This window comes from Streptomyces sp. 3214.6 (genome assembly GCF_900129855.1).
Classification (GTDB): domain Bacteria; phylum Actinomycetota; class Actinomycetes; order Streptomycetales; family Streptomycetaceae; genus Streptomyces; species Streptomyces soliscabiei.
Genome location: NZ_LT670819.1, coordinates 3817317 through 3831818, shown reverse-complemented (window position 1 = coordinate 3831818; position 14502 = coordinate 3817317). Strand labels below are relative to the sequence as shown.

Sequence of the window (14502 nt, the reverse complement as noted above, 5' to 3'; positions counted from 1 at the left end):
AGAGATCAACAGATACCGGCAGGGATCGCGGAGACCGACAGTCCGGTACACCGGGCGACGGGAGTGGCGGCAGTGCGCAGACGGCAGTTCATCACGGCCTTGGGGGTCACCACGATCGGTGCGGGGCTCGCCGCCTGCTCCTCCGGCCCGGGGAGCGGCACGTCCGACTCCCCGGGGCCCTCCGTCGGCTCGGCCACCCCGCTGGGCGCGGACCCGGCAGCCCTGGCCCGGTTCTTCGGCCCCCGTCTCACGGCACGTTCGGGCGGTTCGTTCGGCCTCTCCCGAGTCGAGCTGCTGCCGGTCAGCCCTCCCGCGTTGGGCCGGCTGCTGCGGGTGCACTACCCGGCCCGCTCCGCCAGCCCGAGCGTGGCGCGAGAGTACGACCGGCCCCAGGGAGGAGCGCAGCTCTACCTCGCGCTGGTGAACGGCGCCGTCGACTTCCTCCACCTTCGTTACTACGTGCGGTTCCCGGAGGACTTCGACTTCGTCAAGGGTGGCAAGCTGCCCGGACTGTACGGCGGGACGGTGACGAGCGGTCGCCGTATTCCCGACGGCGGCGACGGACTGTCCACCCGCTACATGTGGCGCGCGCACGGCGCCGCCGAGGTCTACGCCTATCTGCCGACGTCGGTTGCCCACGGCACCTCGCTCGGCCGTGGCTCCTGGGCCTGGCCGGTCGGCCGCTGGGTGTGCGTCGAACAGGCCGTACGCCTCAACCGACCGGGCCGCCTGGACGGAAACGTGACCGTCCACGTCGACGGGCGGCAGGTGCTGAGCCAGGGCGGACTGGAATTCCGTACCACCGAGCGGCTCGGCATCGACGGAGTGCTCTTCTCGACCTTTTTCGGCGGCAGCGACCCGAGCTGGGCGACGGTGCGTTCGCAGTACGCCGACTTCGCGGCGTTCGCGGTGTCCGACCGACCGATCGACCCGCTTCCGAACGTCTGAACCTTTCGCCCGCACCGTCCATCCATGCCTCCCGCCCGCACCGTTCGTCCCCGCCTTTCGCCCGCACCGTTCGTCCACACCTTTCGCCCGAACGTTTCGTTCCAGGAGGGACCCCACGATGACCATCACGCATGACACGGCTCTCGCCATCACCGGCTGGGGCGGATCGCACGTCCGACAGGCCGTTATCCTCGCCGGAGGCCAGGCCAGCAGGCTGCGTCCCTACACCGATCACGTCCCCAAGGCCCTGGTGGAGGTGGCCGGACGGCCCATCTTCGAGCACCAGGCGCACTGGCTGGCGGCCGAGGGCATCGAGGAGGTGGTCATCTCCTGCGGCTACCGGGCCGACGTGCTGCGCGAGTACGTGGCCGCGAACCGGCTTCCGCTGCACGTACGGGTCGTCGTCGAAGACGAGCCGCTCGGCCGCGGCGGTGGTCTGAAGTACGCCGCCGCCCACCTCCCGTTCCCCGGAGAGCGGTGGGTGGGCCTCAACGGCGACATCCTCACCCGTTTCTCTCTGCGCGACCTGGCGAGGGCGCACGTCGAGCGGGACGCGCTCGCCACACTGGCGGTGACGCCGTTGAAGTCGCCGTACGGGATCGTGGAAATGACCCACTCCGACCGGGTGACGAGCTTCACCGAGGCGCCGGTGCTGCCGCACTGGATCAACGCGGGGGTGTACCTGTTCGAGCCGGAGGTCACCGCGCTCCTGCCGGACCTGGGCGACCACGAGGACACCACCTTCCCCGAGCTGGCGCGGGAGGGCCGACTGTCGGCGTACCGGATCAACGGGTACTGGCGCGGCGTGGACAACGCCAAGGACCTGAAGACGGCGACGAAGGAGATCACGGCGTTCGGCTGGGTCCAGGCGGTCGCCGCCTAGGACAGGTCCCAGCCGGCCGATTCCCTCGTAGCACACCACCGCATCCCCGCTGTCTGCGTGGCGCCTCCGCGTCTGTCTGCGCTGTCTCCGCTTCGGCGGACGCGGAGGCGGCTCCGCACCTGTGGAGCCGTGACGCCAGATGCCTCGCCCCGGAGCCGGGTCCGTCGGCCCCGGACCGCCCCGACAACGAAAGGGTTTCCGTGCCCGACTACTCACGTCTCGTCAAGGCCTACGACATCCGTGGCGAGGTCCCCGTACAACTGAACGCCGACCTCGCCCGCAGGATCGGCGCCCTCTTCGTCCGGCTCACCGACGCGCCGCGGATCGTGGTCGCCCGCGACATGCGCGACAGCAGCCCGGAGCTGGCCGCGGCGTTCGCCGCGGGGGCGAATGCCGCGGGGGCGGACATCGTCGATGCCGGGCTCGGCTCTACCGACTACCTGTACTACGCCTCCGGCAGCCTCGACCTGCCCGGTGCGATGATCACCGCCAGCCACAACCCGGCCAGGGACAACGGCATCAAGTTGTGCCGCGCCGGAGCGGCGCCCATCGGTGAGAGTTCCGGGCTGGGGCGGATACGGTCCTGGCTGGAGGCCGACGACATTCCGGGACCGGCGGCCCGCCCCGGCACCACCACCCCCCAGAATCTGCTCGGCGACTACGCCGCCCACCTCAACGCTCTCGTCCCCCTCAAGGGCAACCGCCGCCTGACAGCGGTCGTGGACGCCGGCAACGGCATGGCCGGCCACACCGTCCCGGCCGTCTTCGACGGCCTGCCCGTCGACGTCGACCCCCTGTACTTCGAACTCGACGGCAGCTTCCCCCATCACGAGGCCAATCCCCTGGACCCGAAGAACCTCGTCGACCTTCAGGCCCGGGTCCGTGCCGTCGGCGCCGACATCGGCCTCGCCTTCGACGGAGACGCCGACCGGTGCTTCTTCGTCGACGAGCGCGGCGAGGCGGTGTCCCCCTCGGCCGTCGTCGGCCTGGTCGCCGCGCGTGAGCTGGCCCGTCACCCCGGCTCGGCCGTTGTACACAACGTGATCACCTCCGCGGGCGCCGTCGAGATCATCCGTGAGCATGGCGGCACGCCGGTCCGCTCCCGGGTCGGCCACTCGTTCATGAAGGCCGCGATGGCCGAGCACGACGCGGTCTTCGGCGGCGAGCACTCCGGCCACTACTACTTCCGGGACTTCTGGCGTGCCGACACCGGGATGCTCACCGCCCTTCACGTGCTGGCCGCCCTCGGCGAGCAGGACCGCCCGCTGTCCGAGCTGACCGCCGGCTACTCCCGCTACGCGGCCTCCGGTGAGATCAACTCCGTGGTCGCAGACGTGACCGGAACCCTTGACCGGGTCGAAGCCCTCTACAGCGAGGAAGGAGCCACCACCGACAGGCTGGACGGGCTGACAGTGGACCTGGGCGACGGCCGCTGGTTCAATCTCCGGCCGTCGAACACCGAGCCCCTGCTCCGGCTGAACGTCGAGGCGCCCCTCCAGGAAGCCGTCGACGCCCTGCGCGACCGGGTGCTCGTCCTGGTTCGGGGCTGAGGGCGCCCGGCGCGCCGGGCGAAGGATCGAGGCTCCCACCGCTCGGGGCAGCGGGGCACGTCGGTGTGGTGCGAGTCGAAGGCGGCGTAAGTCGCTCTTCTTCTCGAAAGTGGTTGGATTCTTCCTTTTCCCGGATAGAGTCTTACCCATGACGAAGAACAATTCCGTGTCCCGCGTGGCCCTCAAGAAGATAACCCCCGACGTTTCCGCCGCGATGGGCTCCCTGCACGGCGCGGCCGTTTCCGCGGCGCAGGACGCCAAGGTCGAGCCCGAGCTTCTCGAACTGATCCGGATCCGTGCCTCGCAGCTCAACGGCTGCGCGTTCTGCCTCGACATGCACACCAAGGACGCCCGCGCGGCGGACGAGACCGAGCAGCGCATCTACGCGCTGAACGCCTGGCGGGAAACCCCCTTCTTCAGCGAACGAGAGCGCGCCGCACTGGCGTTGACCGAGGCCGTGACCTTCGTCGCTGATGGGCACGTGCCGGACGACGTCTACGCCGAGGCCGCGGCCGTCTTCGACGAGGCACAGGTCGCGGCGCTGATCTGGGCGGCCACGGTCATCAACGCGTACAACCGGATCGCGATCGCGACGCGCATGGTTCCGGGTGCTTATCAGCCTGCCAAGAAGTAATCAAGGAAGTAATCGAGAGGTAATACGGGGCGCGTCGAATATGGGCATCGGTGGTAATTACCGATGCCCATCGTTTGTTTTTGATCACATGTCCGGAAGCGGCTCCTGGAGTGTTTCCAGCCAGTTCCTCCATTCCGTCGCCCGCGTCGCCGGACCGGCCGTCATCGGCACTTCGATTCCCGTCCCGGTCCCGGTCCAGCTCGTCACCGGGCGGATGCCGTGCAGCGCGTTGACGAGCCACACCTCGCGGCCGGCCAGCTCGGGCACCGTCCGCTTGCGGTGGGCGACGCGGATGCCGGACCGCAGGGCCCGTTCCTGGATCAGCCCGGCGGTGATGCCGGGGAGCAGGGGCGACCCGGCCGGGGGGAGGCAGAGGGTGTCGTCCTCCCACCACAGGACGCTCGCGGTCGCCGACTCCAGGACCGTCCCCGACGAGTCGACCAGGATCCCTTCCTGCGCCCCCTCTTCGACCGCCCGCCCGCGCACCCGGGCCAGGGCGTCCAGGTCGGGGCCCTTGCGCCGGGGCAGGGCCCGTGGATCGGGCTGACCGGCCGCCCACAGGCGCACCTCGCTGCCGAGCGGGGGCGCGTGCCGTAGCCGTAGCCGCAGTTCCCGGGAGCCGGCGGCGAGTTCCACCCGGGGGAACCACTCACCCGTGCGCGGCAGCGCGGCCGTCATGTCGTGCCAGAACTCGACCAGCCGACGCGGCCCGGGCCCGGGCCCGTCGGACTCGGCGCAGGCCCGCAGAAACCGCTCCCGGTGTCGCCCGTACCCGCGCACCCGGCCCTCGCGCACCAGCCACGAGTCCGCGACCAGCAGCGGACCGTTCGTCGCGGAGTCCGGTTCCACCGTCAGGCCCCGGCTGGGCGTCCAGGTCAACAGGCCTTCCTCGGCCCCGGCCGCCGTCAGTTGTGCAGTCACCCCTGCCTCCTACTTCCCGCTCAGTACTTCCCGCCCGCCGCCGCCGGAGCTCCGACCCGGGGCCCGTACGGCGCGTGTTCCAGCCATGAGCCGCACGACGGCAGCACGGGCGCGAGCGCGGCCGCCGCACGTTGCCTGAGTCGTACGATCCGGCGCTGCGGGCGCAGGTGGTCCAGGGCGATTCCGGCGGCCTCGCTGTTGAACAGCCCCGCCGCGCGCCGTACTTCGGCGAACTCGCGTACGGCCTGGGCCGTCCCGGCGGCGATCGCCTGCGCCGCCGCTGCCGCGTCCGCGATCCCGCTGTTCATGCCGCGCGCCCCGAACGGCGGGAACAGGTGCGCGGCCTCCCCGACGAGCAGCACCCGCCCGTGCGGGTCGGTGAAGGAGGCCGCGACCTTGCGCAGGAAGCGGTACGTCGACACCCACAGGATCCGGTCGGCGTACCCGTCGCCCACGACCCCGGGCAGCCACTCCCGTACGGCGTCCTCGGTGCCGTAGGCCTCCTCCTGGTCGTCGTCGCGGCACTGGAGGTCGACCTGGAAGCCGCCGGTGAACGGCACCCGCATCACGCTGCGCCCCCCGACGCCCGGATGCTCGTAGTGGAAGACCCGCTCCAGCGGCTGCTCGGCGCCCGGGACGTCGGCGACGTCCACGACGACGTGGAAGCCCTCGCCGCGCACGCCCTCCATGGCGATGCCCAGCTCGCCTCGGACGGCCGAGCGGGCGCCGTCGGCGGCGACGACGTACTTGGCGTCCCAGGCGCGGCCGTCCTCGCCGGTCAGTGTGACGCCGTTCTCGGACGCCCGTACGGCGCTGATCCGCGTGTCCCAGACGAACTCCACTCCGGCCCGCTCGCACGCGGCGCGCAGGAAGCGCTCGGTGTCCAGCTGGCGCAGGCTGGTGAAGGGCGGCAGCCCGGACGGGGGCGGGAAGGTGCGGGAGTACACCTCACGGCCCCGGTAGAAGGTGCGCCGGGTGTGCCAGGTCCGGCCGTACGCCGTGATCTCGGCGGCCAGGCCCGGGGACATGCCGTCGAGCAGCCGCAGCGTCTCCTTGTGCACGAACAGGGCCCGGCTGCCCGGCCGTTCGCGGTCCTCTGGGTCCGCCTCCAGGAGTACGACCGGCAGTCCGCGCGAGCGTAGGCCCAGCGCGGCCGACAGGCCGACCGGGCCCGCGCCCACCACGATCACCGGGTTCACGCGCGCACGCTCTCTCGCGTCCCGGTCAGCATGCGGGTGATCTCCACCCGCTTCACCTTCCAGGTGGCGGTCATCGGCAGTTCCTCGAACCGCCACTGTCGCGGTTCGGCCATCGCGGGCAGATCGGCCGTGGCCTCCCGCCAGCGTTCCGGGTCCAGTGGCCGTTCGCCCCGGACGCACACCACCGGTACCGGCTCGCGGTCCGCGCCCGGCACGATGACGACCTCACGCAGTTCCTCCAGCCGCTCCATGAGCGCGTCCTCGACCTCCAGGTTGCTGTGCACGGCGTCGATCTGGTCGATCTCACGGTCGATCAGATGCAGGGAACCCCACCGGCTCATGTAGCCCATGTCGCCCATCTGCCACCAGCCGCCGTCCAGTTGGCGCTCGTACTGCGCCGGCGCGCCCAGGTAGGTGAGAATGCGCCCCCGGGTGCGGGCCTCGATCCGTCCGGGCGTGCCCGGCGCGGCCCGGAAGCCGTCGGCGTCCGCGATCCGGACCCGGGTGAAGCCGGGGATGCCGATCCCGACCCGCCGCCCGTCGGCCCGCGCCGCGCTGCGCCGCGTGAACCACTGGAACGCGACCGGCCCCGTCTCGCTCTGCCCGTACAGCTGGATCAGCCACGGCGCCCGGCGCTTCGACGCGCCCAGCAGCCGCTTCACGGTGCGCGGATGGATCGCGTCGAACGTGGAGCCGTACGACTTCACCCGGGACAGCGGGGCCCCGGGCGCGTCGGCCAACTCCTCCCACAGCACGAACGTGTTGGGGTGGGTCTCGACGATGCCGGGCCGGTGACGGGCCAGCAGCGGGCCCACGGCGGCCGGCTCCGGGTCGGTGATCAGCACCAGCGGGCTGCCGAAGTGCAGCAGGACGCCCAGCAGGTGGTAGAAGCGCGAGTGCACGAACGACATGTGCAGCGCGGCCGTCTCCCCGCGCGTGGGCCAGCCCATCGCCTTCTGCGGGACGAGCCGGTTCCACATGGTGTTCGCGCAGTGCACGGCCAGCTTGGGCACGCCGGTGGTACCCGAACTGTGGGTGATCAGGGCGGGCTCACGCGGGTGCAGCCGTACGGGCACGGGGACTCCGGCGCCGGCGTGCTTCGCCAGCGGCTCGGCGCCCGGCGCGTCGTCGACGGAGAGCACCCGCCGGACGAGCCCGGAGAGGTCGACGTCCGCGAGCGGGCCGCCCAGCTTGGCCCGATCGGTGATCAGCCACGGCTCACGGAGCCGTCCGAGGAGCTGGCCGACGACCGGCCCGGCCAGCCCGGGGGACAGGAGCACCGGAACCGCGCCGATACGGGAGACCGCGCAGGTCAGCAGCACGATGTCGAGGTTGTCCGTCTTGTGGACGACCACCTGCTCCGAGGGCCGCACCCCCGCCGCCCACAGTCGGCCCGACAGGTCCTCGACCACGTCGGCGAGGGCCTGGTAGTCGAGGTCCACCCCGAGGGCCGGGTGGGTGTCCAGCGGCCGGTCCAGGGTGACGAAGACGGCGCCGTGGCGGTCGGCCGCCCGCCGGAACAGCGGGCCCAGGTAGAACCCGCGGTCGGCGAGCAGGGGTTGCTGCGACATGTGGCTGTTCCTCTCTGACGTACGGCGGGGGGCCGGGGCCGCGGCCGGGTCCGGGTCCGGATCCGGGACCGGGACCCGGACCGGGACCGGGGCTGTGGCGGTCACCAGGCGCCCTGGCGGACGAGGTGGCGGCGGAGCTTTCCGGTGGAGGTCCGGGGCAGGGACGGCACGAAGCTGACGCTGCGCGGGACCTTGAACGCGGCGAGCCGGTCGCGGGCCAGCGCGACGAGGTCGTCGCTCAGACCGTCCGCAGGGGACGAGACCGGCACGACGAAGGCACGCAGCCGACTGAAGCCGCGCCCGTCGGTGACGGCCGCGACCGCGACCTCCCGCACCGCCGGATGGGCGCGCAGCACGGCCTCCACCTCCAGCGGCGAGACGGTGATCCCGCCGACCATCTCCATGTCGTCGGTGCGGCCCAGATGCCGGTAGGCGCCGTCCGGTTCACGGCGTGCCCGGTCGTGGGTGGCCAGCCAGCCGCCGACGAGGGTGCGTTCCGTCTCCTCGGGCCGGTTCAGATAGCCGGCCGTCACCGTCGGCCCGCGCACCCACAGCTCGCCCTCCTCGCCGTCGGACACGGGCCGCCCGGCACGGTCGCGCACCTCCACCTCGAACCCCGGTACGGGACGCCCGACGGTGCCGGGACGGTTGTGGCCGAGGCTGTTGGCGCAGAAGGCGTGACCGGCCTCGGTGGAGCCGATCTGCTCCAGCACCGGTGCCCCGAGCAACTCGCCGACGCGCTGGCCGAGTTCGTCCGGCATGCCCTCGCCGGCCGACACCGCGGCGCGCACCGAGGCGAAGCAGGCCGCGTGCCCGCTGCCCCGGTCGGCGACCAGCGCCGCGAACGCCGACGGCACGGAGTAGAGCAGGGTCACCCGGTGCCGGGCGACCAGCTCGTCGACGGCGGCGGGCGTCGGACGGCGGTCCACCAGCACGGCGGACGACCCGGAGAACAGGGGGAAGACGAACGCGTTGCCGAACCCGTAGGCGAAGTACAGCTTCGACACGGACAGGGTGACGTCGTCCTCGGTGATCCCCAGCAGCCGCCGGCCGATCAGGTCGTGGTACGCCTTCGGGTCGCCGTGCGTGTGCACGACCCCCTTCGGGCGGCCCGTGGTGCCGGAGGTGTACTGCACGTACAGGGGTGCGTCCGCGTCGACCGGGTGGGCGGGGGCCGGCACGGCGGTCGGGGCCAGCGCGAGGAACTGGTCGGCGCCGAGCCGCGCCCGCTCGGCGAACCGGTCCTCCAGCCCCGGGCCGGTCAGACACAGCACGGCGCCGGTGTCCTCGGCCATGAACGCGTGCTCGGCGGCGGGCAGTTCGGGATTGACGAGGACGGCGACGGCGCCCAGCCGGGCGATCCCGAGGAAGGCCGTCACCCAGGCGATCCCGTCGGGCAGCGCGAGCAGCACCCGGTCGCCGGGCCGCACCCCGTGACCGGCGAGCACGCCGGCCGCCTGCGCCGCGAGCGCGTGCACCTCACCGTGGGTCCACCCCTGATGCCCCTGATGGAAGGCGACCCGGCCACCCCACCCGCGCCGCTCGGCGAGATCGTCGAGGTAGGCCGCGAGGTTGCCGGGGGCGCCTGATCCGGAGCCGGAGACGGAGCCGGAGACGGACACCGGCACGGACACGGACACGGAGCCGTCCAGAGCCGCTCTGGGCTGGGGAACGGTCGTGGCACGCGCCGTGGTCGTGGGCTGTGCTGTGGCCGTGGGCCGGGGTGTCGTCGGCTGCGGTGCCGCGAGCTGCGGTGTGGCCGTGGGCCGGGGCGTCGTCATCGGGTGTCCTCCTTCACGGTGCCCACAGCGGGGCCGGGCTCCGGGGACTCGGGGCGCGCTCCGCGCTTCCCGGTTCTGGCCCCGGCCCGGCGCAGCGCGCTCACCTGGGCCTCGGCCGCCTTCGTCGCCTGCGACGGCACCCGCGTCCGGGCCGCCGTGTGCTCCCGCAGGGCCCGCATCTGGGCGGCCGTCTTCAGGAGCATCTCGTCGTACTCGGCGACCGGGTCGGAGTCGAGGACGATCGCGCCGCCCGCGCCCAGCTGCAGGAGGCCGTCGGCCAGGACGGCGGTGCGGATGACGATGTTGAGGTCGGCGCCGCCGCTGCACCCCAGGTAGCCGAGGGCCCCCGAGTACACGCCGCGCGCCTCGGTCTCCAGCTCGTCGATGATCTCCAGCGTGCGCAGCTTTGGCGCGCCGGTCATCGACCCGCCGGGGAAGCAGGCGCGCACGCAGTCCACCGCGTCGGTGCCCTGGCGCAGCCGCCCCCCGACGGTGGACACGAGCTGGTGCACGGTCGCGTACGTCTCGGTGGCCATGAGCCGGGAGACGCGCACGGTCCCGGTCCGGCAGACCCGCCCCAGGTCGTTGCGGAGCAGGTCGACGATCATCAGGTTCTCGGCGCGGGTCTTGGCGTCCGCCGCGAGCGCGTCCCTGAGCAGGGCGTCCTCCCGGGGATCCGCGCCGCGCGGTGCGGTGCCCTTGATGGGCTTGGCCTCGGCGATGCCGTCCCGGGTGATCCGCAGGAACCGCTCGGGCGAGGAGCCGACCACGTCGAGGTCGCCGAACCGCAGATAGGAGGCGTACGGGGCCGGGTTGACGCGGCGCAGCACCCGGTAGAAGGCGTACGCGTCGTCCGGAGCGGGTAAACGGGCGGCGTTGGTCAGACAGATCTCGTAGCTGGTGCCCGCCGCGAGTTCCCGCTTGCAGGCCTCGATGTCCGCGAGATACGTCGCCCGGTCCCGCACCAGCCACGGCTCGACCTCGCCGAGGTCGGGCTCGGCCGCCTCGGCGTGCGCGCGCGGGGGAGCCGGCCGGTCGGTCTCCGTGGGCAGCGAGGTGAGCTGGGCGAGGGTGCTCTCCAGCCACTCCGTGGCCTCCCGGGTGGCCTGCGGGGTGTCCTCTGCGACGCAGACCGCGTAGGTGAAGCCCTGCTCGTGGTCCACCGCGATCAGTCGGTCGGCGAAGAGCCAGCAGGCGTCCGGGGTGGCGGAGCGGTGCGCGTTCGGGGAGCCGCAGTCGGCCTTCGTCTCGTAGCCGAAGTAGCCGACGTAGCCGCCGGTGAAGTCGAAGGGCAGCCCGGTGGCGTCGACCCGGCGGTTGGCCAGCTGCCGCTTGAGATAGTCGAAGACGCCGGCCCTGACCTTGCGCGTCGGCCGTCCGGCCCGCTCGATCTCGCACGTCCCGGTCTCGACGTCGTAGCGGACGAACTCGGCGAGCGGACCGCTGTCGTCACCGAAGAACGAGAACCGGGAGAGCCCCGGCTCGACCCGGGAGCTGTCCAGCCAGAACGCCCGCGGTGAGGCGGAGTGCATCCGCGTGAAGGCGGCCTCCGCGTCGATCGCCTCGGCGATGCGGCGGGTGTGCAGCCGGTGGGCGGGGCCGCCGGACCGGCGCGGACGCGGGATCGGGACGGTCGCCACCGCGGGGGCTCGGCTCGGTATCGCCGCCTCGGTCGGCGGGACCGCGGTGTTCTTCGTCCGCAGCTTGCGGGCCCGCTCGGCGGTGAGGTTGCGGAAGTTCACCAGCATCCGGTGGCCGTACTCGGTGAGCACCGACTCCGGGTGGAACTGCACGCCCCACAGCGGCCGTTCGCGGTGCCGCAGCCCCATCAGGACGCCGTCCTCCGCCCAGGCCGTGGCCTGCAGGCCGTCGGGCAGCGGCTCGCGCACGGCCAGCGAGTGGTAGCGGACCGCGGTGAAGTTCTGCGGCAGCCCCTGGAACAGGTCGCGCCCGTCGTGCCGGACGGCCGACAGATACCCGTGCCGGGGCTCCGGGGCGGGTGCCACCAGGGCGCCCGCCCCGTGCGCGATGCCCTGGTGGCCGAGGCAGACCCCGAGCACCGGCACCGTGGACCCGGCGAGCACCCGGGCGCTGATGCCGAAGTCACGCGCCTTCGCCGGGTGCCCCGGACCCGGCGACACCACCACGTTGTCGAATTCCGCAAGATCGGGAATCGAGTCCGCGGGGGCGTCATTGAGGATCACGACCGGTTCCTCGCCGTTGACCTCGGCGATCAGCTGGAACAGGTTGTACGTGTACGAGTCGTAATTGTCGATGAGCAGAGTCTTCACCCGCCCACCTCCCTAGGGTCGTTCTGGGTACTACGCGGTCCGTTTGTGCCGCCCGCGCAGTGCCTGGAGCGGTGGATACAGCCATTTCTTGAAGAAACGCTGAAGGCGGGGCATGAGAATCCAGGTCACGATGGCCGTCACGCAGAGGCAGAGCAGCAGCGTGCGAATGAACGGGTTGAGGGCGCCGAGATAAGGAATCACGGTCAAGTTGAAGAGGAGCACCGGTGGGAAAACCGCGCTCATATTCACGAACCATAGCTTCCATTTCGACGGCGGGGCCGGCGCTTTCGGGACGGCGGTCTGGGAGTCGAACCACACCTTGGAGCCCCGCACGCTCTTGCGGTCCGTCTGCACGGCGATCCCCGCGGCCCGGGCGTCCCACTGCATGCGGGCAGCCGAGTTCTCCCAGGCCCGGGACGTTCCTTCGCTGGCGAAGCGATAGACGACATGCCACTCCGCCCCTTCGTCGACTAGCACGCCACCCCCGAGGAAGCCGGGCTGCTGCGCACTCGCGCCCAGCATGGCCCACCCCCAGGAGTGAAAGTCGGCCTCTCGGCCCGGCGTCACGCGATAAGCCGAGGTGACGGTGACGGGATTACTGGTCACGGTGTCGAGTACGGAGCGGAGGCTCTCAGTGTTCACACATCCTTCAAACATTTCCTAACGTCTGCGGATGTCCGATACGTGAGTCTTCATGCGTTTTTTGATGTCCTTGCCAGCTTCTGTCGAGTGGTATGTGGAGCGGTACTGCGGGTAACTTTTCCGAATTCCCGGAAGCGCTTGCCGGTAAGTCGGGAGAAGTGCACCATCGAGTCCCCCGTCGAGTTCCCGAACCGAAGGAGATTCATGTCCAGGTACGACTGGAATCTGACCCATGAGGGAATCGAAAGGGCTCGTTCCGTGATCGAACCCGCCCGAAAAGAAGTCACCGCCCACCCCATTTACCAGCGGATCGGCACCCGGGACGACATGGCGACGTTCATGGCGCACCACGTGTTCGCCGTCTGGGACTTCATGTCCCTGCTCAAGTCGCTCCAGCGCGACCTCACCTGCGTCGACGTCCCCTGGGTACCGCGCGGCTCGGAGGTGAGCCGGCGGCTCATCAACGACATCGTCCTCGTCGAGGAGAGCGACGAGCTGAACGGCGGCTTCACCAGCCACTACGAGCTGTACCGCGCGGGCATGGACGAGGCAGGCGCCGACACCTCCCGCATCGACACGTTCCTCGCGCTGGTCGGCGAGGGCCACGATGTGTCCTCGGCGCTGCGGGTCGCCCAAGTCCCGGCCCCCGCCGCCGAGTTCGTGCGCACCACCTTCGAGATCATCGCCGACCGGCCGCTGCACTGCCGGGCCGCCGCCTTCGCCTTCTCCCGGGAGGACCTCATCCCGGACATGTTCGACCAGGTGATCAAGAAGGAGGGCACCGACCGGTTCCCACTCTTCTGCGACTACCTCGCCCGGCACATCGAGGTCGACGGCGAGGAGCACACTCCCATGGCCATGCAGATGGTGGCCGACCTGTGCGGCACCGACGACACCCACTGGCAGGAGGCCGTCGAGACCGCGACTCTCGCACTGGAGGCGCGAACCCGCCTGTGGGACGGCATCACCGAGGCGATGGCCTGACGGGCGCGCCCGGTGCTTCTGGTGGTGCTTCTGGTGCTTCTGGTGCGTCCGGTGCGCCCGTCGCTTCAGGTGTCTCCGGCGTCTCCGACGCTTCAGGCATCTCGGGTGTCTCAGAAGTATCCGGCGTCTCAGGAGTATCCGGCGTTTTCTGGGCCGACGCCGCCTCCGGGGCCTCTCCGAACCGGGACAGGGCCAGCGCCCCCGCGAGGGCGACCGCGAACCCCAGCACGGCCAGCCAGCCGAGCCCTTCCCGGGTGCGGTCTCCCAGCCACACCACGCCCACGAGCGCCGGACCGATCGTCTCGCCGATCACTATCCCGGCCGTGGCCGTCGTCACCGACCCCCGCTGCAGCGCCGTCGTCAGCAACAGGAACGCGGCCCCGCCCCCCACCAGCAGGGCGTACGTCGCCGGGTTGGTGAGCAGATCCGAGGGCGCGAGCGAGTCGATCAGCCGCACCGCCACCTCCACCACCCCGAACCCGCACCCGGCGCCCAGCCCCAGCCCCAGCGCCCGCCCCCGCCCGGTGAGCCGCCCGCCCACCAGGCCCAGCCCCAGCACCCCGAGCGCCGCGCCGAGCATCACCCACGGCAACGCGTCCGGGCCGCTCTCCTCACCCTCCGTCCCGGAGGCCAGCCCCAGCATGCCCAGCCCCGCGCAGACCACCGCCACGGCCAGCCACTCCATCCGGCTCAGCCGCACCCGCAGCAGCCGCGCCGCGACCACCGCCGTCACCGCCAGACTGGAGGCGAGGGCCGCACCGACTGCGTAGATCGGCACCGACCGCAGTGCGGCGATCTGGAACAGGAACCCGAGCCCGTCCAGCGCCAGCCCCGCCAGATACCGCCACTGGCGCACCGCCCGCAGCAACAGCGCAGCGTCGCCACCGCCCCGCCCGTCGCTGCCGTCGGCGGCGGCGCGCGCCGCCATCGCCTGCAACACCGTCGCCGTACCGAAGCAGATCGCCGCGCCGAGGGCACACACCATTCCAAAGAGCACGAAAGGACTGTAGGCGAGCGGCGGGTGAACGGGCCGCCCGCGGGTCCCATGCGACCGATGTCTAGGCTGACGGCCGGAAATCGCTGTAGGGGCGATGCGAC

At 71.7% G+C, this 14502-nt stretch carries 11 protein-coding genes and 1 pseudogene; 5 read left to right on the top strand and 7 right to left on the bottom strand.

Going from position 1 to position 14502, the window contains the following annotated elements; translation table 11 throughout:
- Positions 1-72 precede the first annotated feature (72 nt).
- The 4 genes from B5557_RS17035 (at position 73) to B5557_RS17020 (ending at position 4015) form a co-directional block, all read left to right on the top strand.
- Positions 73-948, top strand: coding sequence for a polysaccharide lyase (locus tag B5557_RS17035; RefSeq protein WP_099936091.1), 876 nt, complete (start codon positions 73-75; stop codon positions 946-948).
- A gap of 118 nt (positions 949-1066) precedes the next feature.
- Positions 1067-1831 (top strand): nucleotidyltransferase family protein, encoded by a 765-nt coding sequence (locus B5557_RS17030; RefSeq protein WP_079660281.1) that lies wholly within the window; start codon positions 1067-1069, stop codon positions 1829-1831.
- 200 nt (positions 1832-2031) lie between these two features.
- Complete coding sequence (locus B5557_RS17025) at positions 2032-3381, top strand: phosphomannomutase/phosphoglucomutase (protein ID WP_079660280.1); 1350 nt, start codon at positions 2032-2034, stop codon at positions 3379-3381.
- Positions 3382-3529: 148 nt separating this feature from the next.
- Positions 3530-4015: a carboxymuconolactone decarboxylase family protein gene (locus B5557_RS17020; protein WP_079660279.1), complete on the top strand. Its 486-nt coding sequence runs from the start codon at positions 3530-3532 to the stop codon at positions 4013-4015.
- Between the two features lie 84 nt (positions 4016-4099).
- Here B5557_RS17020 and B5557_RS17015 read toward each other — a convergent pair whose 3' ends face one another.
- The 6 genes from B5557_RS17015 to B5557_RS16990 form a co-directional block, all read right to left on the bottom strand.
- Positions 4100-4924, bottom strand: coding sequence for an aminotransferase class IV (locus tag B5557_RS17015; protein WP_079664830.1), 825 nt, complete (start codon positions 4922-4924; stop codon positions 4100-4102).
- 32 nt (positions 4925-4956) lie between these two features.
- Positions 4957-6135: an FAD-dependent monooxygenase gene (locus B5557_RS17010; RefSeq protein ID WP_079660278.1), complete on the bottom strand. Its 1179-nt coding sequence runs from the start codon at positions 6133-6135 to the stop codon at positions 4957-4959.
- Positions 6132-7706 (bottom strand): class I adenylate-forming enzyme family protein, encoded by a 1575-nt coding sequence (locus B5557_RS17005; RefSeq protein ID WP_079660277.1) that lies wholly within the window; start codon positions 7704-7706, stop codon positions 6132-6134. The genes B5557_RS17010 and B5557_RS17005 overlap by 4 nt, the downstream gene beginning before the upstream one ends.
- 101 nt (positions 7707-7807) lie before the next feature.
- On the bottom strand, positions 7808-9487 hold the full coding sequence (locus tag B5557_RS17000; RefSeq protein ID WP_231976375.1) for a benzoate-CoA ligase family protein: 1680 nt from the start codon (positions 9485-9487) through the stop codon (positions 7808-7810).
- On the bottom strand, positions 9484-11778 hold the full coding sequence (gene pabB, locus B5557_RS16995) for an aminodeoxychorismate synthase component I (protein WP_079660276.1): 2295 nt from the start codon (positions 11776-11778) through the stop codon (positions 9484-9486). Before pabB ends, B5557_RS17000 begins: the two co-directional genes overlap by 4 nt.
- Before the next feature lie 30 nt (positions 11779-11808).
- A complete protein-coding gene (locus tag B5557_RS16990; protein ID WP_079660274.1) occupies positions 11809-12435 on the bottom strand; it encodes a hypothetical protein in 627 nt (208 codons plus the stop codon).
- A 189-nt stretch (positions 12436-12624) separates the two neighbouring features.
- On the opposite strand from B5557_RS16990, the gene B5557_RS16985 reads away from it, so the two are divergent.
- On the top strand, positions 12625-13404 hold the full coding sequence (locus tag B5557_RS16985) for a DUF3050 domain-containing protein (RefSeq protein ID WP_173877695.1): 780 nt from the start codon (positions 12625-12627) through the stop codon (positions 13402-13404).
- Positions 13405-13543: 139 nt separating this feature from the next.
- Here the strand turns inward: B5557_RS16985 and B5557_RS16980 are convergent.
- A pseudogene (locus tag B5557_RS16980) lies at positions 13544-14389 on the bottom strand (hypothetical protein); the annotation flags it as partial.
- Positions 14390-14502 lie beyond the last annotated feature (113 nt).

Bases quoted from the DNA above. Each gene is read 5' to 3' on its own strand.
- B5557_RS17030 (WP_079660281.1), top strand. From the start codon at position 1,067: ATGACCATCACGCATGACACGGCTCTCGCCATCACCGGCTGGGGCGGA.
- B5557_RS17020 (WP_079660279.1), top strand. From the start codon at position 3,530: ATGACGAAGAACAATTCCGTGTCCCGCGTGGCCCTCAAGAAGATAACC.
- B5557_RS17005 (WP_079660277.1), bottom strand. From the start codon at position 7,706: ATGTCGCAGCAACCCCTGCTCGCCGACCGCGGGTTCTACCTGGGCCCG.
- B5557_RS17000 (WP_231976375.1), bottom strand. From the start codon at position 9,487: ATGACGACGCCCCGGCCCACGGCCACACCGCAGCTCGCGGCACCGCAG.
- B5557_RS16990 (WP_079660274.1), bottom strand. From the start codon at position 12,435: ATGTTTGAAGGATGTGTGAACACTGAGAGCCTCCGCTCCGTACTCGAC.
- B5557_RS16985 (WP_173877695.1), top strand. From the start codon at position 12,625: ATGTCCAGGTACGACTGGAATCTGACCCATGAGGGAATCGAAAGGGCT.